Genomic DNA, 23,284 nt, shown 5'->3' with positions numbered 1-23,284 from the left:
CCGGCCCCTCCTGAGAATGCCTATCGCATTGCAACAGCGAAAGTTCCCTCGTTCACACAGGCTCGTAGTGAATAGCGTCGGAACGCCGGCAAGCAACGCCGCAACGGAAATCGTCCCCGGATCGGATGCCCTGTCCCCCCTGGCCATGCCGCGTGCGGCGTGGTTCAGGGTAGTGAAGCGGGTCTACGTGATGATTGGCTTCCATGAACTGGGCCTTCTTTCGGCAGGCCTCGCGTTCTACACATTTCTTGCCCTGACCCCGCTGATCGCGGCAACCGTGATGGTTTACGGACTTGTTGCCGACGTCAGCATGGTGCGTGAGCAAATGGACAGCATCGTCGACGTGGTGCCGCCGGAGGTCGCCCGCCTTCTGGAAGAGCAGTTGCTGCGGATCATCTCCACCAACTCCGGAGTGACCGGCCTCGCGCTCGTCATCGCGTTGTTCTTCGCGATCTATGGAGGCATGCGCGCGGCAGGCGGAATGGTCAGCGCGCTCAACATCATCAACGAAGAGCGCGAGACGCGCAGCGTCGTCGCCCGAACCTTGCGCACCGGTGGACTAACGCTCGCGGCGATTCTGTTGGCGTTGACCGGCGTGCTATCCGGCGGCGTCTTCGCGTGGCTGCAGACGGAGACAAGCGTATACCTCGGGAGCGCCACCCAACTGACCTTCAAGATCCTGACCTGGGTAGCCGCGATCTCGCTTGGCAGCGCCGGCTTCGCCTTGATCATGCGCTACGGCCCCGACCGCCGCCCTGCCAAGTGGCGCTGGCTCGCACCCGGCTCACTGCTGGCGACGCTGCTCTGGCTGGCAGTCTCGTTCGGCTTCTCGCTCTACGTAGCCTACATCAGCGACTACAACGCGACGTACGGCTCGCTTTCGGCCATTGTCGTGTTCCTGATGTGGCTGTTCCTTTCCGCATATGGCGTACTTCTCGGTGCCCTGCTCAACGCGGAGATCGAGCGCCAGACCTTTTGCGACACTACCGTCGGCCCCCCGCGTCCTGCCGGGGAAAGGGGAGCAGTCCTTGCCGATCTGATCGACGACGGCGTGCCTTCAGCAAGGCAACTCGAACGGCGAAAGCACCATCGCGCCGAGGCCGAGCGGCGACGCGCGGACGGTGCTAGCCCGGAAGCGTGAGGGGCGCAGGGATCGGCGCTTCCCCGCGCCCCGCTGCACGAACTGAACGCAGCGCAAATCCTGAGTAGAACGCGATAAGCGCCTTCAGCGAATAATTTGCCATCGCATCCAGCGGCGAGCCGTCCTCATGCCGATACCAGTCGGCACCGGAATTGAGCATGCGCATGATGGTAGACACGGTCAGATAGCTGTCGATTCCGCCATGGAACTGTCCCGAGGACACGCCCTCGTCCAGAACGAAGCGCCAGGCTTCGAACGCTTCCTTGCGGGCTTTCATGAGGTAGAGAAAATCCGGGCTGCGACGGAAGAATTTTCGCTCGCTGAAAATGATGGCATAAGCCTCGAGGCGATCCGCCAGAGCCGCAAGTTCCTCTGCAATGAGGGTGACGAAGCGCACTTCAGCGTCGATATCGAGCGCCGCGATGCGCAGTGCCCGTCCCCTCTGGTCGAGAACCGCATCGCGAACTATGGAATCGAGCATTTCCTCCTTCGTGGCGAAATGGTGATAGAGGCTGCCCGACAGGATGTTCACGTCGTCGGCAATCTGCCGCACGGTGGTCGCCTCGAAGCCGAACTCGGCAAAGCGGCGAGCGGCCGCTGCAAGGATTTCCTCGCGCCGGTCCGGATGGCTTGGCCTTCGCCCTCTCACCGCTTTCGATGCCACTCTTGCCGCCTTTGCCGTTTGTTCTCGTAAGACGCCTAGCAAGACGTGCGGCCGATGGCGAGGTAGGGGCTGCCATCGTGTGCGCGATGACCCGCCGGGGCGGTTGAACCCACCCGCCGACAGCGCATAGCTACGGGCAAAGGAAACGGCAGGTCCGGCCCCGGCCAGCACCACGCCCGTGAGAGGAAGGAACGACCAATGAGTGATGTTCTGGGCTACAAGGGCAAGCGCGTAATCGTCAGCGGCTGCTTCTCCGGCATGGGCGAGGCCGCCGCGAAGCTGCTGGTATCGCTCGGCGCCGAGGTCCACGGCTTCGACTTCAAGGAAAGCGCCGTGCCGATGGCCTCGTTCACGCAGATCGATCTGCGCGATCCGGCCAGCCTCGAGGCCGCCGTCAGCGGCGTAGGAGGCAAGATCGACGCGCTGTTCAACTGCGCAGGGCTCCCGGGCGGCGGTGGTTTTCCGTCCATGGACACGATGAAGGTCAATTTCCTCGGCACCCGTCACCTGACCGAGCAGGTCGTACCGCTGATGGGGAACAAGGGCGCGATCGTCTCGATCGCCTCGACGGGCGGCCTCGGCTGGAGCCGCCGTATCCCGGTCCACATGCAACTGCTGGCGACGCAGGGCTTCCAGGCCGGTCTCGACTGGTGCGAGGCGAACATGGACCAGGTCGGCGAGGGCTATGCGTTCTCGAAGGAAGCCGTCATCGTCTGGACGCAGTTCATGGGTGCCCGCCTGATCAAGCAGGGCATCCGCATCAACTGCTCGCTCCCCTCGCCCACGCAGACGCCGATGATGGCGACCTTCCACGCCGTCTCGGGCAAGGAAGTCGTCGATGCCGCCGCCGAGCCGCTCGGCCGCTACACCACGCCGGAAGAACAGGCGGGGCCGCTGGTCCTGATCAACTCCGACCTCGCAGGCGTGGTCAATGGCGTCGTGCTGCCGGTGGACGGCGGCTTCATGGGCGGCTTGGCCACTGGTCAGGTCGATATCACGAAGATGATGGCCCGAAAGCAGGATGCATAAGCAGGATGCATGGCTCGTCGTCGTCCCGGACTTGATCCGGGACCGCTGCCGGTCTTTAGGTTGAGCTTTCGACGCGACAGGACGGAAGAAGACAGGCGATGAGCGATGCGGTGCTGTACGAAATCGACGAGGAGGGCATCGTCCTCCTCACGCTCAACCGCCCCGAACTGCGCAACCCGATCTCCGACGCCGAGGTCATCGAGGCCCTGCTCGCCGCCCTCGCCCGGCTCGAGACGGACCCGCAGGCCCGTGTCGCCATCCTGACCGGCGCGGGCAAGGGCTTTTCCTCCGGCGGCAACATCAACGAGATGAAGCCCGGCGGCACCCTCAACGCCGGGTCTCCCGCCGCCACGCGTCTTTCCTACAAGCGCGGCATCCAGCGGCTCCCGCTCGCCTTCGCGGCGCTGGAAGTGCCGATCATAGCCGCCGTCAACGGTGCTGCCATGGGCGCGGGCTGCGACCTCACCTGCATGTGCGACTTGCGCATCGCCGGCGAGAGCGCGAAGTTCGCGGAGAGCTTCGTCAAGCTTGGCCTCATTGCTGGCGACGGCGGCTCATGGTTGTTGCCGCGTGTGATCGGCTGGTCGAAAGCCGCCGAGATGGCGCTCACCGGCGATCTGATCGACGCCGCCGAGGCGCTGGCTTGCGGCCTTGTCAGCCGCGTGGTGCCCGATGCCGAACTTCTCGACGCCGCCCGCGCCCTCGCCCGCCGCATCGCTGCCAATCCACCGCACGCGGTACGGATGACCAAGCGACTGCTTTGGGAAGGCCGCCGTGCGGACCTTGCCACGCTGCTGGAGATGGCCTCGGCCATGCAGGCCGCCGCCCACGCCACGGCCGACCACGAGGAAGCCGTCGCCGCTTTTCTCGCAAAGCGGCCACCGCAATTCAAAGGCTCTTGATCCGAATGTGAGGCGCGCCTATTTCGATCACACTGAAATGTGAGATTGAACACCACAATGGCTACCGATGTGATCGACAAGGTCCGCAAGCTCGTAACCGAGGGCGGAATGAGCAAGTCCAGCCTGGCGCGCGCCGCCGGCCTCCACGCCAATACGCTGCGCGATTGCACCGAGGATGACTGGAACCCCACTGCCGAAACCCTTGGCAAGCTGGAGCGCGTCCTTTTCTCGAACGACGAGCGCGAAGTGCTCGTACCGATCGAGGAAATCATCGACGAGGCCCGCAACGGCCGCATGTTCATCCTCGTCGACGATGAGGACCGCGAGAACGAGGGCGACCTCATCATCCCCGCGCAGATGGCGACTCCGGCCGCGATCAACTTCATGGCGACGCATGGACGCGGCCTGATCTGCCTCGCGATCACCAGCCAGCGCGTCGACGAACTCGGCCTCAACCTGATGAGCAGCCATAACGGCACGCGTCATGAGACCGCCTTCACCATCTCGATCGAGGCGCGCGAAGGCGTTACCACCGGTATCTCGGCAGGCGACCGTGCGCGCACCATCTCGGTTGCCATCGACGGCACTAAGACGCGCGACGACATCGTCACGCCCGGCCACGTCTTCCCGCTGCGCGCCCGCGACGGCGGCGTGCTCGTCCGCACCGGGCACACCGAGGCGGCGGTCGATATTTCGCGCCTCGCCGGGCTCAACCCTTCCGGCGTGATCTGCGAGATCATGAAGGAGGACGGCACCATGGCCCGCATGGACGACCTCATCGGCTTCGCACGCCTGCACGACCTGAAGATCGGCACGATCCGCGACCTCATCGCCTATCGCCGCAAGCACGACCGCATGATCGAGAAGCGTAACGAGATCAGCTTCCACTCGCGCCATGGCGGCGACTGGGTGGCCCGCTCGTACTTCAACCGCGCGACCGGCGATGAGACCGTGGCGCTTGTCAAGGGTCGCATTGACCCGTCGAAGCCGACCCTTGTGCGCATGCACACGCTATCCTTCTTCGCCGACATCTTCGGCGAGGACACCGGCGATCGCGGCGACCTCCTGCATCGCTCGATGGAAATGATCGGCGAGGAGGGTTCGGGCGTGATCGTGGTCATCAACCGTCCGATGAACAAGTTGATGTCGCGCGTGATGGACATCAAGCAGGAGTTCCGCAATGGCGGCACCCCGGACCTCGAGGAATTGAGGGACTACGGCGTGGGCGCGCAGATCCTGGCGGAACTGGGCATTCACGACATGGTCCTGCTGACCAACACGCACCATTCGCTGGTTGCGCTCGAAGGATACGGACTCAACATCGTCGGCGAGCGGCCCATCATCGCCCCGACCAGCGAAGGATCGAACTGACATGGCCCGTTTCCTCATCATCGAGGCGCGTTTCTACGACCATCTCAACGACATGCTGATCGCGGGCGCCAAGGCCGCGCTCAAGGCAGCAGGCCATCAAGCCGAAGTCATCACGGTGCCGGGCGCGCTGGAAATTCCCGCCGCCATCTCGCTGGCCGATGCCACCGGGGACTATGACGGTTACGTCGCTATCGGCGTCGTCATCCGCGGGGAAACCTATCACTTCGAGATCGTCGCCGGCGAATCGGCCCGCGGCATCATGGCGCTGACCATGGACGGCATCGCCATCGGCAACGGCATTTTGACTGTCGAGAACGAAGAACAGGCCCTCGTCCGCGCCGATGCAGCACAGAAGGACAAGGGCGGCGAGGCAGCCAAGGCAGCTATCGCCCTTTACGACCTCAAGGGCCGCTTCGGCGCCTGAAAACCAATCGTCACGCGATGCCTGCGACGGATAATCCGAGGGCATCGCGTGACCGATTGAATAAGTAATTACACTTAAGTCCTTTCAAAATCATTCATATCAGCGCAATTCTCCTGCGGTTAATCGCCAATTTTATAATGTTCACTTACAGGACATCATCGAATTCGCGGTTTTCAATTATCGTCCGTCGTGTAGTTCGTGAGCAGGTCGCTCCGATTTTGCTCGAAAACGGATGTATAACCTGAAACAACTGACGCCGGGCAAACCGGCGGGTCGCAAACCATGGCTCGTGGTATCGGGTCCGGGAGAACGCACTGGTTCCTCCCGCTGGAGAACGCTTGGGTGAACAAGGACGCAATCGCGAAGTCGCTGGCCGCCGATCTGGAGATGCACCTCGGCCAACTGGAAGAGATCGGTGCAATGGTCGCTGCCGCCCACCTCGAAGCTGCCATCGAATCCTTATGCCGGGAATTCGGCATTCCGCGTAAAGCGTCCGATACGGATTAAGCTGCGCGAGACGTTTCCTCGGAAGTTTGCCTATGATTTGTCCGTGGCGGATCAAGCAACACAGCGGCGACTGCAGATCATAACCTGCTGAGCGCTGCTGCTTTTCTCGCAACGATGGGCACAATTGCCGCGATGACTTTCGCGAAGGAAGTCGCGCGGCCCGCATCAGGCGATCCTATTCGATGGAGAACACGGACCAGTTGATGCGCAATCGGGCGAAAGCGATCCGGCTGATCGGAATCGCCAATGAACTTCTGGCAATGGCGCGGGAACTGGAGATCGGAGAGAGTCCCTCGGCGATACTGGAAAGCCTCGCCATCACCGGGGAAGCCCGTGAACCCAAGGGCACGGCGAGTCAGGATCACCCGATCTGGGTGGAACTCGCCCGCCAGACTTACGACGACCGGCGGCGGCGCACCAAGATTTTCCGCTCGGAAGAACTGTTCGGCGAACCCGCCTGGGATATACTGCTCGATCTGTTCATCGCTGCCAAGGAGCGCCGCCGCGTCTCGGTGACGAGCGCATGCATCGGCTCCGCCGTCCCTTCGACGACGGCGCTGCGCTGGATCGCGATTCTCGAAAAGCAGGGGCACCTCGTACGGGAGGCCGATCCCGGGGACGCGCGCCGGGTCTACGTCAAACTGAGCGCGCGGGGCTATGCCGCGATGCTCGAATACTTCGCCTCCGCATCCCGCTCCGTCGTGTTGATCGACGATACCGCAAGGGACAGCGTCGCCGCACGCTGAGGCGATCGGCCTCCAGCCACCTCTTCGCCCCATGGGGGGACAGGCTGGTCGCCGTGCGGAGGAAGCGGGTGATCGGCGCCATTTCCCCGGCGCCGATCACCCGCGACACTTCAGGTTCAGGCGCTCAGGCGACCGAACGCGCTCAGGCCCGCATAGCGCGCAGCCTTGCCCAGTTCTTCCTCGATGCGGATGAGCTGGTTGTACTTGGCGAGCCGGTCCGAACGGGCCAGCGAGCCGGTCTTGATCTGGCCGCAATTGGTGGCGACGGCGAGGTCGGCGATGGTCGCGTCCTCGGTCTCGCCCGAGCGGTGCGACATGACGGCGGTGTAGCCGTTGCGGTTGGCGATCGAGACGGCTTCGAGCGTCTCGGTCAGGGTGCCGATCTGGTTGACCTTGACGAGCAGCGAGTTCGCCAGGCCCTTCTCGATGCCCATGGTCAGGCGCGCAGGATTGGTGACGAACAGGTCGTCGCCCACCAGCTGCACCTTGTGGCCGATCTTGTCGGTCAGCGCCTTCCAGCCCTCGAAGTCGTCCTCGCTCATGCCGTCCTCGATCGAGATGATCGGATAGGCTTCGGTAAGGTCGGCAAGGTAGTCCGCGAAGGCCACCGGCGACAGGCTCAGGCCCTCGCCGCTGATCTCGTACTTGCCGTTCTTGAAGAACTCGGTCGAGGCGCAGTCGAGCGCGAGCTTGATGTCGGTGCCCGGCTTGAAGCCTGCCTTCTCGATCGAGGCCATGATGAAGTCCAGCGCATCGCGGGTGCTGGCAAGGTTCGGCGCGAAGCCGCCCTCGTCGCCCACGGCGGTGGCGAGGCCCTTCTCGTGCAGGCCCTTCTTGAGCGTGTGGAAGATTTCCGCACCCCAGCGCGCGGCTTCCGCCAGCGACGAGGCGCCGACCGGCATGACCATGAATTCCTGGAAGTCGATCGGGTTGTCGGCATGCTCGCCGCCATTGATGATGTTCATCATCGGCACCGGCAGGACATGCGCCGAAACGCCGCCGACGTAGGAGTAGAGCGGCAGGCCGCGCGCATTGGCGGCGGCCTTCGCGGCGGCCATGCTGACGCCGAGGATGGCGTTGGCACCGAGGCGCGCCTTGTTCGGCGTGCCGTCGAGTTCGATCATGGCGAGGTCGAGGTCGCGCTGGTCTTCGGCGTCGAGCCCGACGAGCGCCTCGGCGATCTCACCGTTGACCGAATCCACGGCCTTGAGCACGCCCTTGCCGAGATAACGGCTCTTGTCGCCGTCACGCAGTTCCACCGCTTCGTGGGCGCCGGTCGATGCGCCCGAGGGCACTGCCGCGCGGCCGAAGCTGCCGTCTTCCAGCAGGACGTCCACCTCCACGGTGGGGTTGCCGCGGCTGTCCAGGATTTCCCGTCCGTGAATGTCGATGATCGCGGTCATGTCTGCGGTTCTCCTCAAGCGGGCGCATTACGCGCCATCCGTCCGGAGGCGGTCTTAGCAGGGGAACTTCGCGTGACAAGTTGCGTTGCAGCAAGGAACGACAAGTTGTGTTACTCTGTCCGCACATGGCTTATGATGCCAATTCGCGCCAAGGATAGACAAGGAAGGATAATCGCATGGTCGAACCCACCATCTCCGCCGGAAACGGCACCGAAAGCGCCAAGAATCACTTCTCCAAGGCGGTCGAGGAAGCCAAGGCCGGTGCACAGGCTTTCGCCGGTGAAGTGTCGAGCGAATGCAAGACCCGCAGCGGTGAAGCCAAGGACAAGGCCAGCGCCTTCGCGGCCGATGCCAAGATCAAGGCCGCCGGCTATGCCGAGGAAGGCAAGGCCAAGGCCAGTCAGGCGATCGTCGGCGTCTCCAAGCTGATCGACGACAATGCCGCCCTGATCGACGAGAAGGTCGGCGTGAAGTACGGCGATTACGCCCGCAGCGCATCGAAGTCGCTGGCCGACGCCGGAGCCAAGCTGGACGAGAAGTCGATCGAAGATATTGGCGAGGATGCCAAGACGTTCGTGCGCAACAGCCCGTGGCAGGCACTCGGCATCGCGGCCGCGACCGGCTTCGTGCTTTCCCGCCTGTTCAGGGGCAAGTGAAGGCGCTTCGGCGCCTGAGCTGACCTCCTGAGAGAATGCAGGACACCACACCCACCCTCGCCCCTGCGGCCGAGGATTACGAGAATCTGTCGCTGGCGCAGGATCTGCGTCAGTTGGCGGATGAAGCGAAGGTTTTTGCGCAGGCTGAACTCGCGTTTCAAAAGTCGCGCGCTGCATATGTCGGGTCGGAAACGCGCACTATCGTCATGCTGCTCGTGGTGGCGGCGGTGCTGGTGTTCTTTGCCGCGATGGCCTTCGTGGTCGGCACGGTGATTGCCCTCGGGCCGCTGCTCGGATTGTGGGGCGCGATGGCGGTCGTCACGCTGGTATTGCTTGCGCTTGCCGCATTCGGGGCCTGGAGTGCGCACGCACGGCTGCGCCGAATGCTGCGTATCGCGGGCGGTTCTCAGGACCATTGATCTAAAACGGGGGCTCGAATGGGCAATCAGGCAGCGCAGGTTCTGGCGGACCGGGCCGCGCGCGACGCCGCGAAGGCGAAGTTCGACGGACATTACCAGGCCTTCAAGGCCGACATGGACGAGCGCGGGATCGGCGGCCGGATCGCTGATGAAGCGCTCGATCAGGCGAAGCTGATGTTCGATGAGGCCGTTGCCGTGGTCGAGGAGCATCCCGCCGCAATCGGCGGAACCTTGGCAGCGCTCGTGCTTTGGTTTTTGCGTAATCCCATTATCGACCTGGCGCAGCGCCTGTTGGACAGCGTGCGCGACCGGGTCTCTTGACCAAAGAAGGAACGCCAGGTGAGCAAGACCGAGTCGTCCACCCCGATCGCTGCCGGTAAAGGCGCAAACGTCGTCGCCCTGCCCGCGAAGATCGCCGAGCCTACGCCGTCTGACAAAGTCATCGCCTTCGTCAAGAGGCACCCGGTACTGACCGTCGCAGGCGGTGTCGCCGTCGGCGTCGCGGTGAGCGCCCTCCTGCCGCGCCGCGTCAGCAGGCGGATCGTCGCGCGCACGCTGGACCTCGCGGAGGCAGCCGGCACCGCCAGCGTCGTACTCGGCCGCAAGGCGGGCGACAAGGCGCACGACATCGGCATCGATGCGCGCAAGCAGGCCTCGAAGTTCGCGGACAGCGCTGAAAAGGCCGGCGATCTGGCCATTCTCAATCTCGAAAAGTACGGCCTGGCTGCAGTAGGCGCCGCAAGTGCCCTCGGCCGTGCGACTGCCCGCCGAGCCAGCAGGCTTGGCGATGCGGCTGCCGACACCGCCAACCGCCTTGGAGACGCAGCGGCTGTCCGCTCGACTAAGGTGCTGCACATGGCCGAAGACCTCAAGAAGCGTGTCAGATCGTAAACGGCTCGTGAATTTCAGCTAACGGCGCACCTTTTCGCTTACTGCGCGATCAAGGTGCGTCTTGTGCACTTGCTCCTTGACCTCTCCAAAATTATAGGCCGCTTATCTCCCAACCAGCAGGAAAGCGGCACTCTCCCATGCAGAAGCTTCACCTTGTAATGGGCGGCCGGGTCAAGGATCCGCGCAGCCTCGAATTCACCGACCTCAAGGCTCTCGACCTTGTCGGTGTCTATCCCGATTTCGCCGAGGCCCAGAATGCCTGGAAATCGGCAGCGCAGCGCACCGTCGACGATGCCGAGATGAAGTACGTGATCGTGCATCTTCATCGCCTGCTCGAGCCGGAACTGCCGGCAGCCTGAGCAGCGGAAACGAAAAAGGCCGGCGGAAACGCCGGCCTTTTTCTTTATCCTGAAGCGGAGAGGATCAGATGAATTCGATCTTCTGCACCAAGTAGAACTTGTCACCCGAGGGGACGGTCACTTCGATCTCTTCCTCGACCTTGCGGCCGATCAGCGCCTTGCCGAGCGGCGAGTTGTAGCTGATGCGGCCGACCTTCGCGTCCGCTTCGTAAGGGCCGACGATCTGGTACTTCACCGGCTTCTCATCATCGTCGAGAAGGGTGATGGTGGCGCCAAAGATGATCTTGTCGCCCGACAACGTCGCGGGATCGATGATCTGCGCGCGCGTGATCTTATCCTCGAGGTCGGCGATGGTCGCCTCGACCTGGCCCTGGCGCTCCTTGGCGGCGTGGTACTCGGCGTTTTCCGAAAGATCGCCGTGGGCACGCGCTTCCTCGATGGCGTCGACGATGAGCGGACGCTCATCGCGCAGCGCCTTGAGGTCCGCGGTCATCCGCTCGTAACCTTCCGCGAGCATCGGCAGCTTTTCGACACTTGCCATTCTAATTCATTTCCTCCTGCGGCCTTCCCCCAAAGGTCTTGCGACTAATTTCCTGTCCCCGCCCTAGGCGGGCGGGGCCGATCTGCTGCGATGTGGGGGAAGGCAAATCGATTTCAGCTATAGTAGTCCTGCAACGATCGCACTTCAAGTTTGCTCCCGCGAATTGTCGCGATCGCCTCCGCCGCAGCGACACTGGCCGCCGCCGTGGTGAAGATCGAAACCTTGCCGGTCAGCGCCGAGGCGCGGATCGACTGGGAGTCCACCAGGCTTTGCCAGCCTTCGGTGGTGTTGAAGATCAGCGCGATCTCGCCATCGACGATCTTGTCGACGATATGCGGACGGCCCTCGGCTACCTTGTTGACGAGATCGACCTGCAGGCCCGCTTCGGCCAGGTACTTCTGCGTGCCACTGGTGGCAAGGATGCGGAAGCCCTGCTCGATCAGCGTCTTCACCGCAGGCAGGATCACCGGCTTGTCGCTGTCCTTGACCGAGACGAACACGGTGCCCTCCACCGGCAGCTTCATGCCGGCGCCAAGCTGCGCCTTGCCGAAGGCGCGGGCAAAATCGCTATCGATTCCCATGACTTCGCCGGTGGACTTCATCTCGGGGCTGAGCACCGGATCGACGCCGGGGAAGCGGTTGAAGGGGAACACGGCTTCCTTGACCGCCATGTACGGCAGGTCGCGCTTGAACGGCGGGAAGGTGTCCAGCTTCTCGCCCGCCATGACGCGCGCAGCGATCTTGGCGACCGGCTGGCCCAGCGCCTTGGCGACGAACGGCACCGTGCGCGAGGCCCGCGGGTTGACCTCGATGAGGTAGACCTCGCCGTCCTTCACCGCGAACTGGATGTTCATCAGGCCCTTGACGTTGAGGCCGAACGCCAGCTTTTCGGCCTGACGCTCCATCTCGGCGATGATCTCGGGCGGCAGGCTGTAAGGCGGCAGGGTACAGGCGCTGTCGCCCGAGTGGATGCCCGCTTCCTCGATGTGCTGCATGACGCCTGCCACGACGACGCGCTCGCCGTCGCACAGGGCATCGACGTCGCACTCGATGGCGTCGCGCAGGTACTGGTCGATGAGGACCGGGCTGTCGCCCGAGACCTGCACGGCGGTGGTGATGTAGTCGTCGAGCTGCTGCTCGCTGTCGACGATCTCCATCGCGCGGCCGCCCAGCACGTAGCTGGGGCGCATCAGCACCGGGTAGCCGATGCGATTGGCGACGTTCACCGCCTCGTCGCGGCTGCGGGCGATGCCGTTGGCGGGCTGCTTGAGGCCCAGCTTGTCGACGAGCGCCGAGAACCGCTCGCGGTCTTCGGCAAGGTCGATCGCGTCGGGCGAGGTGCCCAGGATCGGAATGCCCTCGTCTTCCAGCGCCTGCGCCAGCTTGAGCGGGGTCTGGCCGCCGAACTGCACCAGCACGCCGACGAGTTCGCCGCTCTGCTGTTCCACGCGCAGGATTTCCAGCACGTCCTCGGCAGTCAGCGGCTCGAAGTAGAGACGGTCCGAGGTGTCGTAGTCGGTCGAAACCGTCTCGGGGTTGCAGTTGACCATGATGGTCTCGTACCCGGCTTCGGACAAGGCGAAGCAGGCGTGGACGCAGCAGTAGTCGAACTCGATGCCCTGCCCGATCCGGTTCGGACCGCCGCCGAGGATCACGATCTTCTTGCGGTCGGACGGCATGGCCTCGTCCTCGGGCTCGCCGAAGATCGGGGCCTCGTAGGTCGAGTACATGTAGGGCGTCACCGCCTCGAACTCGGCGGCGCAGCTGTCGATGCGCTTGAAAACGGGGACGACGCCCAGCTTGCGGCGAAGCTGGCGCACTTCCTTCTCGCTGGTGGCACCCGCCATGGCGCGCAGCGCGTCATGCAGCAGGCCCGAGCGCTTGGCCTGGGTCTCGCCCAGACCGCCCGCGACGCCGACCGAACGCACCGCCAGCGTGGCAAGGCGCTTGTCGGAGAAGCCCATGGCCTTGAGCTTGCGCATGCCCGCCGCATCGTTGGGCAGACCTTCGGCGAGGATCTTGGTTTCCTCGGCGATGATCTCCTCGATGTGGCGCAGGAACCACTTGTCGTAGTGGGCGATCGCGTGGATCTCGTCCACGGTGAAGCCTTCGCGGAACGCCTGCGCGGCGTGCAGCAGGCGTTCCGGCGTGGCGCGCGAAAGAGCGGCGGTGATGACGTCACGGCCAGCGCCTTCCAGCGCGGGCACGCGGTTGAAGCCGTCAAGGCCGGTTTCGAGGCCGCGCAGGGCCTTCTGCATCGATTCCTTGATGTTGCGGCCGATCGCCATGACTTCGCCGACCGACTTCATCGCGGTGGTGAGGTCGTTCTTGGCGCCCTTGAACTTCTCGAAGGCGAAGCGCGGGATCTTGGTGACGACGTAGTCGATGGTCGGCTCGAACGCGGCGGGCGTCGCGCCGGTGATCTCGTTCATGATCTCGTCGAGCGTGTAGCCGACCGCCAGCTTGGCGGCGACGCGCGCGATCGGGAAGCCGGTGGCCTTCGAGGCCAGCGCCGAGGAACGCGACACGCGCGGGTTCATCTCGATGACGATCAGGCGGCCGTCCTTGGGGTTCACCGCGAACTGGACGTTGGAACCGCCAGTCTCGACGCCGATCTCGCGCAGCACCTCGATCGAGGCGTTGCGCATGATCTGGTATTCCTTGTCGGTCAGCGTCAGCGCCGGGGCGACGGTGATCGAGTCGCCCGTGTGGACGCCCATCGGATCGACGTTCTCAATCGAGCAGATGATGATGCAGTTGTCATGGCGGTCGCGCACGACCTCCATCTCGTATTCCTTCCAGCCGAGCAGCGATTCCTCGATCAGCACTTCGGTGGTCGGCGAGGCATCGAGGCCCGAGCGCACGATCGCCTCGAACTCGGCCTTGTTGTAGGCGATGCCGCCGCCGGTGCCACCCATCGTGAAGCTGGGGCGGATGATCGAGGGCAGACCGGTGCGCTCAAGCACCGCGAAAGCCTCGTCCAAGGTATGCGCCACGCCCGAACGCGCCGAGTTGAGGCCGATTTTGTCCATCGCGTCGCGGAAGCGCTGGCGATCCTCGGCTTTGTCGATCGCGTCGGCGTCGGCGCCGATCATCTGGACGCCGAACTTCTCCAGCGTGCCGTCGTTGAACAGTGCCAGCGCGCAGTTGAGCGCGGTCTGGCCGCCCATCGTCGGGAGCACCGCATCGGGCCGCTCCTTCTCGATGATGCGCGCGACGACCTCGGGGGTGATCGGCTCCACGTAAGTGGCGTCGGCCATGTCCGGGTCGGTCATGATCGTGGCGGGGTTCGAGTTCACCAGGATCACCCGGTAACCGTCCTCCTTCAGCGCCTTGATCGCCTGAGTGCCCGAATAGTCGAACTCGCAGGCCTGACCAATGATGATGGGCCCCGCGCCGATTACGAGGATCGAGGAGATGTCGGTGCGCTTTGGCATGGGCTTTCCTGGGTGTCCTGTGTGTCTTGTAATGCGACCCGGTGGCTTATGCCACCAGATCGCCGAAAGCCTTTTCCCAATAGTCGGGATCGGCTTTCGCGTTCTGGATGATGGGGTTGGCGTCCTGCTCCGCGCGAATGACTTCGCGAAAGCGGTCGGCCTGGAACTGGTGCATCGAGCCGCCGTACTCGCCCTGGTTGGTCGACCAGGCGCCCGTCTCGATCATGCGATCGATGAAGGCCTTGCCGGCTTCCTTGGAGTGCTTGCGCACTTTCGGGCCGAACTTGCGGACGGCGACGGAGACCTTGTCCTCGAAGATGAGCTGAAGCTCGCCGTAAGGATAGAAGCGCGGCGCGACCGAGAGTTCGGACGCCGGCCCGGCGACGTAGTAGGCGATCATGTGGTCGATCAGAGCGGACATTGCGCTAGTCATTTCAGGCACCTTCTTTGTTATGAGGTGCCTGGATGCATAGGCAATCCGCCGGGCCGGGTCGAAAGCTCCCTTGGCCGCACCGGCAATCATCGCCGATGCGTGGGACGGCGCGAACACCGCCAAGGGAGCCTGACCCGCTGCGACCATCAGCCGAGCATACCCACGAACTTCTCGAACAGGTAGAAGCTGTCCTGCGGGCCGGGGCTCGCCTCGGGGTGGTACTGGACGCCGAAAGCGCGCTTGCCCTTGATCGCGATGCCGCAGTTGGTGCCGTCGAACAGCGAGACGTGGGTTTCCTCGACATTGTCCGGCAGGCAGGTGTTGTCCACCGCAAAGCCGTGGTTCATCGAGGTGATCTCGACCACGCCGTCGGCATGGCGCTTGACCGGATGGTTGGCGCCGCGATGGCCCTGGAACATCTTGGCTGTCTTCGCGCCCGCTGCGATGCCGAGCATCTGGTGACCGAGGCAGATGCCGAAGACCGGCATGTCACGCTCCAGCAGCGCCGCGATCACGGGCACGGCATAAGCGCCGGTCGCCGCCGGGTCGCCGGGGCCGTTCGAGAGGAACACGCCAGCGGGTTCGAGCGACAGGATGGTTTCCAGCGAAGCCTCGGCCGGAACCACGGTGACGCGCGCGCCAGCCTTCACGAGATTGCGGAAAATGTTGTCCTTGGCGCCGTAGTCGATCGCGACGACGTGCGGGCGGGTCTCGCCGTCGGCAGTGCCGTAGCCCTCACCGAGTGTCCAAGTCGAGCCTTCCCAGCCCTGCTGGATTTCGCGGCTGACCAGCTTGGCAAGGTCCATGCCTTCGAGGCCCGGCCATCCCTGCGCCCGCTTGATGAGCGCGGGGATGTCGAAGTTGCCTTCGGGATCATGGGCGATGACGGCGTTGGGCGCGCCTGCGCTGCGGATACGGCGGGTCAGCGCTCGGGTATCGACGCCCGAGAGGCCAACCTTGCCCTTGCTCGCCAGCCACTCGCCGTAGCCGCCTGCGGAGCGGAAGTTCGAAGGCAGCGTCACGTCCTCGCGGACGACGCAGCCGACGGCACCATCGACCAGCGATTCGAGGTCTTCCTCGTTCACGCCGACATTGCCGATGTGCGGGAAAGTGAAAGTGACGATCTGGCCCGCATAGGACGGGTCGGTCATGACTTCCTGGTAGCCGGTCATCGCGGTGTTGAAGCAGACTTCACCCACGGACTCTCCGACATGACCGAAACCACGTCCCCAAACGACGTGTCCGTCGCTGAGAACCAGAACGCCCGTTGCCCCTTCGGGTTTGGGCGCAAGCGAAGATGCGGCGTCGGCCATGGTGGGTCGCTCCGTTGACGGCGTTTCTAACGTTGTGTGCTAAGACGCGGCCGCTAGAGAGGGTTGTGCACCGCGTCAAGGTGTGGGGGTGCAATTTGGGCGCACACGTGCAAATCGGCGCGCAGGTTGCTAGCTTTGCCACACGCACCACCCCGTTCACTCAGTTCATTTGCAGGAAAACCCATGCTTCGTGATTCGATCAAGGCCGCGCAGATCACCGCCATGAAGGCTGGTGAGAAGCAGCGCCTCGCCACTGTCCGCCTCATCCTTGCAAAGATCAAGGACCGCGACATCGAACTGCGCACCGCCGACACCGTGCCCGACGACGATGCGCTGGTGATCGACGTGCTGCAGAAGATGGTGAAGCAGCGCCGCGAATCGATCACCCTGTTCGAGCAGGGCGGCCGCCCCGAAAAGGCCGCCGAGGAACAGGCCGAGCTGGAAGTGATCGAAACCTTCCTCCCCGCCCAGTTGTCCGAGGAAGAAACCATGGCCGCCATCGAGGCGATCAAGGCCGAAACCGGCGCATCGGGCATGAAGGACATGGGCAAGGTCATGGGCGAACTGAAGGCCCGCCACGGCACCGTGCTCGACATGACCAAGGCGAGCGGCTGGGTGAAGGCGGCGCTGGCCTGATTTGCTGACAGGCGGCAGGTCTCGTGCTCACCCCTCAATGGCTCGACCAGCTCCGGTCCCGCACCGCGCTTTCCGCGCTGATCGGCCGCTCCGTGCGGCTGCAGAAGGCGGGGCGCGAACACCGGGCCTGCTGCCCTTTCCATAACGAGAACTCGCCCAGCTTCTACGTCAACGACGAGAAGGGGTTCTACCACTGCTTCGGCTGCGGCGCGCATGGCGATGCGATCCGCTGGATGACCGATCATCAGGGCCTCGCCTTCATGGACGCGGTCAAGGACCTGGCGGCCGAGGCCGGGATGGACGTCCCCGCACCCGATCCGCAGATGGCCCGCGCGGCGGAGAAGCGCGACAGCCTGCACGACGTGATGGCCGCCGCGCAGGAGTGGTTCAAGGCCAGCCTGTCCGGCGCAGAAGGCGCGGCGGCGCGCGCCTATCTCGCCACGCGCGGATTCGATGCGCATACCGTGCAGCGCTTTGGCTTCGGCTATGCGCCCGAGGGGCGGCAGGCGCTGAAAGAGGCCCTCTCCCGCTTCCCCGAAGCCATGCTGATCGAGGCAGGCCTGCGCATCGCGGTGGAGGAGCGCGATCCCTACGACCGGTTCCGCGGCCGCCTGATGCTCCCCATCGAGGATGCGCGCGGCCGGGTCATCGCCTTCGGTGGCCGCATCCTCACCAAGGGCAAGACCGATGCGCCCAAGTACCTCAACTCGCCTGATACCCCGCTGTTCGACAAGGGCCGCACGCTCTACAACCTGCACCGCGCCGCGCCCGCCGCGCGCCAGTCGGGGCGGATCGTGGTGGTCGAGGGCTACATGGACGTCATCGCGCTGGCCGCCGCCGGGATCGCCGATGCCGTCGCGCCGCTGGGCACTGCGCTGACCGAGCACCAGATCGAGATGCTCTGGCGCCATGTCGAGACGCCGACCCTGTGCTTCGACGGCGACGCCGCCGGCCAGCGCGCGGCGATGCGCGCGATCACCCGTGCGCTGCCGCTGCTGCGCCCTGCCCACTCCCTGCGAATCGTCCGCCTGCCCGAGGGGCTGGACCCCGACGACCTCATCAAGCAGCGCGGCTCCCGCGCGATGGAGGACATTCTCGGCGAGGCGAAGTCCCTCGTCGAAGTGCTGTGGGAGGCCGAGCGCGACGCCGTGCCGCTCAACACGCCCGAGGACAAGGCCGGTCTCAAGGCCCGTTTGATGGCCCACGTCGAGACGATCCAGCACCCCGACATCGCCGGACTTTACCGCCGCGAACTGCAGGACCGCTATTCCGAATTCGCCTTCCCGCGCCGGGAGAATCGCTGGCAACAGGGTGGAGGGCAAGGTGGTGGCGGAAACTTCCAGCCCCGCCAGAACCAGCGCGGAAGCGGCAAGTGGAACGGCAAGCCGAGCCCTGCCCCCTCCTCGCCCGAATCGATCGAGCGCCTGAACACCCGATTCGCAGGCGCAGGCACCCGCGATGCGCTCTCCGCCGCGATCATCGCCGGGCTCATTCGCTGGCCCGCGCAACTTGCGCGCCACGCGGAAGCGCTCGCCCGCACCCCCGGTCTCGATCCGCGCTTCGAGACACTGGTGGACTGCTGCGGCGCCGCAGACGCGCTTGAAACCGAGGTTCTCGCCACCATATTGCGAGACAACGGCCTGGTGCAACCCAAGGCCGCCGAGTACGCAGGGCTTAGATTCGGCTTCCTGATTCCCGAAACGAGCGAGGAACAGGCGGCAGCCGAACTGGCCCAGGCGATCGACCTCCTCGTCGAGCGACCAGTACTCGAAGCGGCACTGGCAAAAGCAACGGCGCGGTTCGAATCAGAGCTTTCCGACTCGGCATTCGCCGAACAGCAGCGACTGCTGAAGAGAAAGCTGGAATTCGATAGCCGTCTCAGGCAAATGGCAACCAGACATGCGTCGTGATTGTATAATTATACAAGGTTTACGGACCCCAGGTTTATGCACTCACGACGGCACGGGATAACGGCGAACTGATGAGCAAGAACGACACCAACGGCGCGGACAACGAGGGTACGGACGCACCGCTGATCGACCTCAACGAAGGTTCGATCAAGAAGCTGATCGCGCGCGCCAAGCGCCGCGGTGTCATCACTTATGACGAACTGAACGAGGCGCTGCCTCAGGACATGTCCTCGGACCAGATCGAGGACATCACCTCGGCTCTGAACGAGATGGGCGTCAACATCGTCGACAACGACGAGGATGCCGAAAGCCAGGAAAACGACGACCGCGATTCGGAAGACGATAACGACGACAGCGAAGGCGATGAAGTCTCGCCGCGCGTCAACGTCGATCCCGCGAAGAAGAAGGAAACGGTCGAGCGCACCGACGACCCGGTGCGCATGTACCTGCGCGAGATGGGCGCGGTCGAGCTGCTCAGCCGCGAGGGCGAAATCGCCATCGCCAAGCGCATCGAAGCAGGCCGCGACATGATGATCCTGGGCCTGTGCGAGAGCCCGATCACTTTCCACGCCATTATCCAGTGGTCCGAAGCGCTCAACAACGGCGAGATGCAGCTGCGTGAGATCCTAGATCTCGACGCGATGCTTTCGAAGGAGCCCGCGCCCGAAGCCCTGAGCGAGGACGGCGAGAGCGAGGACGACGGCGAAATCAGCGAGAAGACCGCCGGTCCCTCGTTCAAGGACGACGATTCCGACGACGAGGACAACTCCGAGGAACTCGACGAGGACGGCAACCCGATTCCCAAGCGTCAGGCCGAGGAAGAGGAAGAAGACAACACCCTCTCGCTCGCGCAGATGGAAGCGGCCCTCAAGCCGGAAGCGCTTGAGAAGTTCCTGCTGATCACCGAACTGTTCCAGACTTTCGAGCGCCTGCAGCGCGATCGTCTGGAAGCGCTGGCGCTGGGCATCGATTTCCCGGCCGCCAAGGAAGACCAGTACCAGCAGCTTCGTGAAGACCTCACGGCGCAGGTGGAATCGGTCAAGTTCCACGCGACCAAGATCGAATATCTGGTCGATAACCTCTACGCATTCAACCGTCGCCTGACGACGCTGGGCGGGCAAATGCTGCGTCTGGCTGAGCGTCACAAGGTGAAGCGCACCGACTTCCTCGAATCCTACGTCGGCCGCGAGCTGGACGATACGTGGATCACGGACGTCGCCAAGAAGGACAAGAAGTGGGCTGCCTTCGCCGAGAACGAAGCCGACCCCGTCGAGCGTATCCGTCTGGAAGTCTCGGACATCGCCGCCGCCACCGGCATGGCGCTCCCCGAGTTCCGCCGCATCGTCAACATGGTCCAGAAGGCGGAGCGTGAAGCACGCATCGCCAAGAAGGAAATGGTCGAGGCGAACCTGCGTCTGGTGATCTCGATCGCCAAGAAGTACACCAACCGCGGTCTGCAGTTCCTGGATCTCATCCAGGAAGGCAACATCGGTCTGATGAAGGCGGTCGACAAGTTCGAGTACCGCCGCGGCTACAAGTTCTCGACGTACGCGACCTGGTGGATCAGGCAGGCGATCACGCGCTCGATCGCGGATCAGGCCCGCACGATCCGTATCCCGGTCCACATGATCGAGACGATCAACAAGCTGGTGCGCACCAGCCGTCAGTTCCTCCACGAGCAGGGCCGCGAGCCCACGCCCGAGGAAATGGCCGAGCGTCTGTCGATGCCGCTCGAGAAGGTGCGCAAGGTGATGAAGATCGCCAAGGAGCCGATCAGCCTCGAAACGCCGATCGGCGACGAGGAGGATTCGCACCTCGGAGACTTCATCGAGGACAAGAACGCGATCATTCCCGTGGACGCGGCAATCCAGGCGAACCTCAAGGAAACGGTCACCCGCGTCCTCGCCTCGCTCACTCCGCGTGAGGAGCGCGTGCTGCGCATGCGCTTCGGTATCGGCATGAACACCGATCACACGCTGGAGGAAGTCGGCCAGCAGTTCTCGGTGACGCGCGAACGTATCCGCCAGATCGAGGCCAAGGCGCTGCGCAAGCTCAAGCACCCGAGCCGGTCGCGCAAGATGCGCTCGTTCCTGGACCAGTAAGAGAAAGCCCCGCCTCAGCGGGGCTTTTTTATTACCTCATCACTTTTATTACCTCGTCATTGCGAGCGAAGCGAAGCAATCCAGAGCCGCGCAATCCGCCCTTGATTGCTTCGCTCCGCTCGCAATGACGATGAGGGTTTGTCCCCGGCAGCAAACACCTTACCGCCGGCATTCCCCGGAGGCGATCACGCGGAAGCCTTCGGCCTTGGCCATGCAGGCATTGCTGAAAGTCTGGCGGTGCCGCCGCTTTTCCGCGCAGACGGGCATGTATTCGCGCGTGCAGATCGCAGGCTTTTCCGGGCGAGGACGATGCGGCCGATCCGGCCCGGGCATCGTTTCCAGACACCCTGCGAGAACCAGCACCCCTGCGAGGCTCAATGCGCGCATGACGGTCAGCTTCATGGCAATCCCCTTGTTCCGGCCTTATCGATCCAGCCTTTTCAGCCCAGTGTATCGAGAGCCGGAACTTGCGCCCTCGAACTTGCCCTTGCAAGCATCAAGCGGTTGAAACATCCAAATGCGCTGCGAAATTGCCCGCATGGCGCCATGGGCGATCTGAACGCGGTGCCCACAAGACTCGCAATATGGCAAAGCCGCGACTAAGGGAGCCGCAAACGAATCCCTCGCAGGCAGGAAGCACCTCTCCCATGCGTATCGCGATCGCATCCGACCACGCCGCCGTCGACCTCAAGGCGACTTTGCGCGAATACCTCATCGAGGCCGGCCACGAAGTCGCCGACCTCGGCCCCGAAACCACCGACCGCGTCGACTACCCCGACTATGGCTACAAGCTGGCCTCGGTCGTCGCCGACGGCACCGTGCAGTTCGGCGTCGCGCTTTGCGGCTCGGGCATCGGCATCTCGATCGCCGTCAACCGCGATCCCGCCTGCCGCTGCGCGCTGGTGGGCGAGCCGCTTTCGGCCGCCCTCGCCCGCGAGCACAACGACGCCAACGTCATCGCCATGGGCGCACGCCTGACCGGCGAGGACATGGCCAAGGCCTGCCTCGACGCTTTCCTCTCCACCGAGTTCGGCGGCGGCCGCCATGCAGGCCGCGTCGAAAAGCTCTCCAATCCGTCCTTCTGAAGGAGCCAAGAACCATGACTGTAGAAACCGCCATCCGTTCACCCGGCTTCTTCACCGACACGATCGCCCAGAGCGACCCCGCCGTCGCTGCCGCGATCGGCCATGAACTGAAGCGCGAGCGCAAGCAGATCGAGCTGATCGCCTCGGAGAACATCGTCTCCAAGGCCGTGCTCGAGGCGCAAGGCTCGGTGCTGACCAACAAGTACGCCGAGGGCTACCCCGGCAAGCGCTACTACCAGGGCTGCGAGCCTTCGGACGAAGTCGAAACCCTCGCCATCGAGCGCGCCAAGCAGTTGTTCGACTGCGGTTTCGCCAACGTCCAGCCCCACTCGGGCGCGCAGGCCAACGGTGCGGTCCTGCTCGCCACCGTCAAGCCCGGCGACACCGTCATGGGCATGAGCCTCGACGCGGGTGGCCACCTCACCCACGGCGCCAAGGCCGCACTGTCGGGCAAGTGGTTCAACGCCGTGCAGTACGGCGTGACCAAGGACACCCACCTGATCGACTATGACCAGGTCGAGGCGCTGGCCCGCGAGCACAACCCCAAGCTGATCATCGCGGGCGGCTCGGCCTATCCGCGTATCATCGACTTCAAGCGCATGCGCGAGATCGCCGATGCCGTCGGCGCCATCTTCCAGGTCGACATGGCGCACTTCGCAGGGCTGGTAGCGGCCGGTCTGCACCCCTCGCCGTTCCCGCATGCGCACATCGCCACCACCACCACGCACAAGACCCTGCGCGGTCCGCGCGGCGGCATGATCCTCACCAACGACGAGGCGCTGGCCAAGAAGATCAACTCGGCGGTGTTCCCCGGCCTTCAGGGCGGCCCGCTGATGCACGTCGTCGCCGCCAAGGCCGTCGCCTTCGGTGAAGCGCTGCGTCCCGAGTTCAAGGACTACGCCGCGCGCGTGATCGAGAACGCGCAGGTTCTGGCAGCCACCCTCAAGGAGCGCGGCGCCGCGATCGTCTCGGGCGGCACCGACACGCACCTCGCGCTGATCGACCTCTCGCCGCTGGGCGTCACCGGCAAGGACGCCGACGAGGCGCTGGAGCGTGCGGGCATCACCTGCAACAAGAACGGCATCCCGTTCGACCCGCTGCCGCCGATGAAGACCAGCGGCATCCGCGTGGGTTCGCCCGCCGGCACCACCCGCGGTTTCGGCCCCGAGGAATTCCGCGAGATCGGCAACATGGTCGCCGACGTTCTCGACGGTCTTGCCAAGTGCGGCGAAGCAGGTGACGCTCAGGTGGAGCAGAACGTTCGCACGCGCGTTGAAGCGCTGTGTGATCGTTTCCCCATCTACGAGGACTAAGT

Annotated in this window: 24 protein-coding genes; 17 read left to right on the top strand and 7 right to left on the bottom strand. The window is 64.2% G+C overall.

The features are described 5' to 3' along the window. Window positions 1–145: 145 nt before the first annotated feature. Window positions 146–1,141, top strand: a complete 996-nt coding sequence (locus PKE80_RS15585) for a YihY/virulence factor BrkB family protein (protein WP_271183288.1) — start codon at window positions 146–148, stop codon at window positions 1,139–1,141. Here the strand turns inward: PKE80_RS15585 and PKE80_RS15580 are convergent. Continuing rightward, window positions 1,125–1,979: a TetR/AcrR family transcriptional regulator gene (locus PKE80_RS15580; protein WP_271183287.1), complete on the bottom strand. Its 855-nt coding sequence runs from the start codon at window positions 1,977–1,979 to the stop codon at window positions 1,125–1,127. The genes PKE80_RS15585 and PKE80_RS15580 overlap by 17 nt on opposite strands. Window positions 1,980–2,003: 24 nt before the next feature. On the opposite strand from PKE80_RS15580, the gene PKE80_RS15575 reads away from it, so the two are divergent. From PKE80_RS15575 to PKE80_RS15550, 6 genes are all read left to right on the top strand, one after another. Further along, window positions 2,004–2,834 carry a coniferyl-alcohol dehydrogenase gene (locus PKE80_RS15575; RefSeq protein WP_271183286.1) on the top strand — a complete coding sequence of 277 codons (831 nt, stop codon included), beginning with the start codon at window positions 2,004–2,006 and terminating at the stop codon, window positions 2,832–2,834. Between the two features lie 98 nt (window positions 2,835–2,932). After that, on the top strand, window positions 2,933–3,736 hold the full coding sequence (locus PKE80_RS15570; protein ID WP_271183285.1) for a crotonase/enoyl-CoA hydratase family protein: 804 nt from the start codon (window positions 2,933–2,935) through the stop codon (window positions 3,734–3,736). 57 nt (window positions 3,737–3,793) lie between these two features. Continuing rightward, window positions 3,794–5,107, top strand: a complete 1,314-nt coding sequence (gene ribB / locus PKE80_RS15565; protein WP_271183284.1) for a 3,4-dihydroxy-2-butanone-4-phosphate synthase — start codon at window positions 3,794–3,796, stop codon at window positions 5,105–5,107. Window position 5,108: 1 nt separating this feature from the next. After that, window positions 5,109–5,531: a 6,7-dimethyl-8-ribityllumazine synthase gene (ribH, locus tag PKE80_RS15560; protein WP_271183283.1), complete on the top strand. Its 423-nt coding sequence runs from the start codon at window positions 5,109–5,111 to the stop codon at window positions 5,529–5,531. A gap of 342 nt (window positions 5,532–5,873) precedes the next feature. Beyond that, a complete protein-coding gene (locus PKE80_RS15555) occupies window positions 5,874–6,038 on the top strand; it encodes a hypothetical protein (RefSeq protein WP_271183282.1) in 165 nt (54 codons plus the stop codon). A 182-nt stretch (window positions 6,039–6,220) separates the two neighbouring features. Then, complete coding sequence (locus tag PKE80_RS15550; protein ID WP_008828699.1) at window positions 6,221–6,784, top strand: helix-turn-helix domain-containing protein; 564 nt, start codon at window positions 6,221–6,223, stop codon at window positions 6,782–6,784. Between the two features lie 116 nt (window positions 6,785–6,900). Here PKE80_RS15550 and eno read toward each other — a convergent pair whose 3' ends face one another. Further along, entirely contained in the window at window positions 6,901–8,187 is a 1,287-nt protein-coding gene (gene eno, locus PKE80_RS15545; RefSeq protein WP_271183281.1) for a phosphopyruvate hydratase, read from the bottom strand. Between the two features lie 176 nt (window positions 8,188–8,363). On the opposite strand from eno, the gene PKE80_RS15540 reads away from it, so the two are divergent. From PKE80_RS15540 to PKE80_RS15520, 5 genes are all read left to right on the top strand, one after another. Further along, on the top strand, window positions 8,364–8,843 hold the full coding sequence (locus PKE80_RS15540; protein WP_271183280.1) for a DUF883 C-terminal domain-containing protein: 480 nt from the start codon (window positions 8,364–8,366) through the stop codon (window positions 8,841–8,843). A 35-nt stretch (window positions 8,844–8,878) separates the two neighbouring features. Continuing rightward, on the top strand, window positions 8,879–9,262 hold the full coding sequence (locus PKE80_RS15535; RefSeq protein ID WP_271183279.1) for a phage holin family protein: 384 nt from the start codon (window positions 8,879–8,881) through the stop codon (window positions 9,260–9,262). 18 nt (window positions 9,263–9,280) lie between these two features. After that, window positions 9,281–9,583: a hypothetical protein gene (locus PKE80_RS15530; RefSeq protein WP_271183278.1), complete on the top strand. Its 303-nt coding sequence runs from the start codon at window positions 9,281–9,283 to the stop codon at window positions 9,581–9,583. An 18-nt stretch (window positions 9,584–9,601) separates the two neighbouring features. Beyond that, a complete protein-coding gene (locus PKE80_RS15525; RefSeq protein WP_271183277.1) occupies window positions 9,602–10,153 on the top strand; it encodes a hypothetical protein in 552 nt (183 codons plus the stop codon). Between the two features lie 137 nt (window positions 10,154–10,290). Next, entirely contained in the window at window positions 10,291–10,512 is a 222-nt protein-coding gene (locus PKE80_RS15520) for a DUF4170 domain-containing protein (RefSeq protein ID WP_008828705.1), read from the top strand. Between the two features lie 64 nt (window positions 10,513–10,576). On the opposite strand, the gene greA is transcribed toward PKE80_RS15520, so the two are convergent. The 4 genes from greA to carA form a co-directional block, all read right to left on the bottom strand. Beyond that, window positions 10,577–11,053 carry a transcription elongation factor GreA gene (gene greA / locus PKE80_RS15515; RefSeq protein WP_008828706.1) on the bottom strand — a complete coding sequence of 159 codons (477 nt, stop codon included), beginning with the start codon at window positions 11,051–11,053 and terminating at the stop codon, window positions 10,577–10,579. Between the two features lie 113 nt (window positions 11,054–11,166). Beyond that, window positions 11,167–14,490: a carbamoyl-phosphate synthase large subunit gene (gene carB / locus PKE80_RS15510; RefSeq protein ID WP_271183276.1), complete on the bottom strand. Its 3,324-nt coding sequence runs from the start codon at window positions 14,488–14,490 to the stop codon at window positions 11,167–11,169. A 46-nt stretch (window positions 14,491–14,536) separates the two neighbouring features. Next, complete coding sequence (locus PKE80_RS15505; protein WP_271183275.1) at window positions 14,537–14,923, bottom strand: hypothetical protein; 387 nt, start codon at window positions 14,921–14,923, stop codon at window positions 14,537–14,539. Between the two features lie 146 nt (window positions 14,924–15,069). Then, window positions 15,070–16,236 (bottom strand): glutamine-hydrolyzing carbamoyl-phosphate synthase small subunit, encoded by a 1,167-nt coding sequence (carA, locus tag PKE80_RS15500; protein ID WP_271183274.1) that lies wholly within the window; start codon window positions 16,234–16,236, stop codon window positions 15,070–15,072. Window positions 16,237–16,419: 183 nt separating this feature from the next. Here carA and PKE80_RS15495 point away from each other — a divergent pair, with 183 nt between their 5' ends. The 3 genes from PKE80_RS15495 to rpoD all read left to right on the top strand — a co-directional run bounded on the left by PKE80_RS15495 (window position 16,420) and on the right by rpoD (window position 20,884). Beyond that, window positions 16,420–16,872, top strand: a complete 453-nt coding sequence (locus PKE80_RS15495; RefSeq protein WP_271183273.1) for a GatB/YqeY domain-containing protein — start codon at window positions 16,420–16,422, stop codon at window positions 16,870–16,872. A 23-nt stretch (window positions 16,873–16,895) separates the two neighbouring features. Further along, window positions 16,896–18,782, top strand: coding sequence for a DNA primase (gene dnaG / locus PKE80_RS15490; RefSeq protein ID WP_271183272.1), 1,887 nt, complete (start codon window positions 16,896–16,898; stop codon window positions 18,780–18,782). A 71-nt stretch (window positions 18,783–18,853) separates the two neighbouring features. Continuing rightward, window positions 18,854–20,884 carry an RNA polymerase sigma factor RpoD gene (gene rpoD / locus PKE80_RS15485; RefSeq protein ID WP_211149989.1) on the top strand — a complete coding sequence of 677 codons (2,031 nt, stop codon included), beginning with the start codon at window positions 18,854–18,856 and terminating at the stop codon, window positions 20,882–20,884. Window positions 20,885–21,043: 159 nt separating this feature from the next. On the opposite strand, the gene PKE80_RS15480 is transcribed toward rpoD, so the two are convergent. After that, window positions 21,044–21,286: a hypothetical protein gene (locus tag PKE80_RS15480; protein ID WP_271183271.1), complete on the bottom strand. Its 243-nt coding sequence runs from the start codon at window positions 21,284–21,286 to the stop codon at window positions 21,044–21,046. Window positions 21,287–21,531: 245 nt separating this feature from the next. Here PKE80_RS15480 and rpiB point away from each other — a divergent pair, with 245 nt between their 5' ends. Together rpiB and glyA are read left to right on the top strand one after the other, a co-directional pair. After that, a complete protein-coding gene (gene rpiB, locus PKE80_RS15475) occupies window positions 21,532–21,969 on the top strand; it encodes a ribose 5-phosphate isomerase B (RefSeq protein WP_271183270.1) in 438 nt (145 codons plus the stop codon). Between the two features lie 14 nt (window positions 21,970–21,983). Continuing rightward, the gene (gene glyA, locus PKE80_RS15470; RefSeq protein ID WP_271183269.1) at window positions 21,984–23,282 is read left to right on the top strand and encodes a serine hydroxymethyltransferase; all 1,299 of its coding nucleotides are present in this window, start codon (window positions 21,984–21,986) and stop codon (window positions 23,280–23,282) included. Window positions 23,283–23,284 lie beyond the last annotated feature (2 nt).

This window comes from Novosphingobium resinovorum (assembly GCF_027922145.1).
Lineage (GTDB): Bacteria > Pseudomonadota > Alphaproteobacteria > Sphingomonadales > Sphingomonadaceae > Novosphingobium > Novosphingobium resinovorum.
Note: the sequence above shows the minus strand (reverse complement) of the source record. Positions and strands in the feature narration are given on the sequence as shown.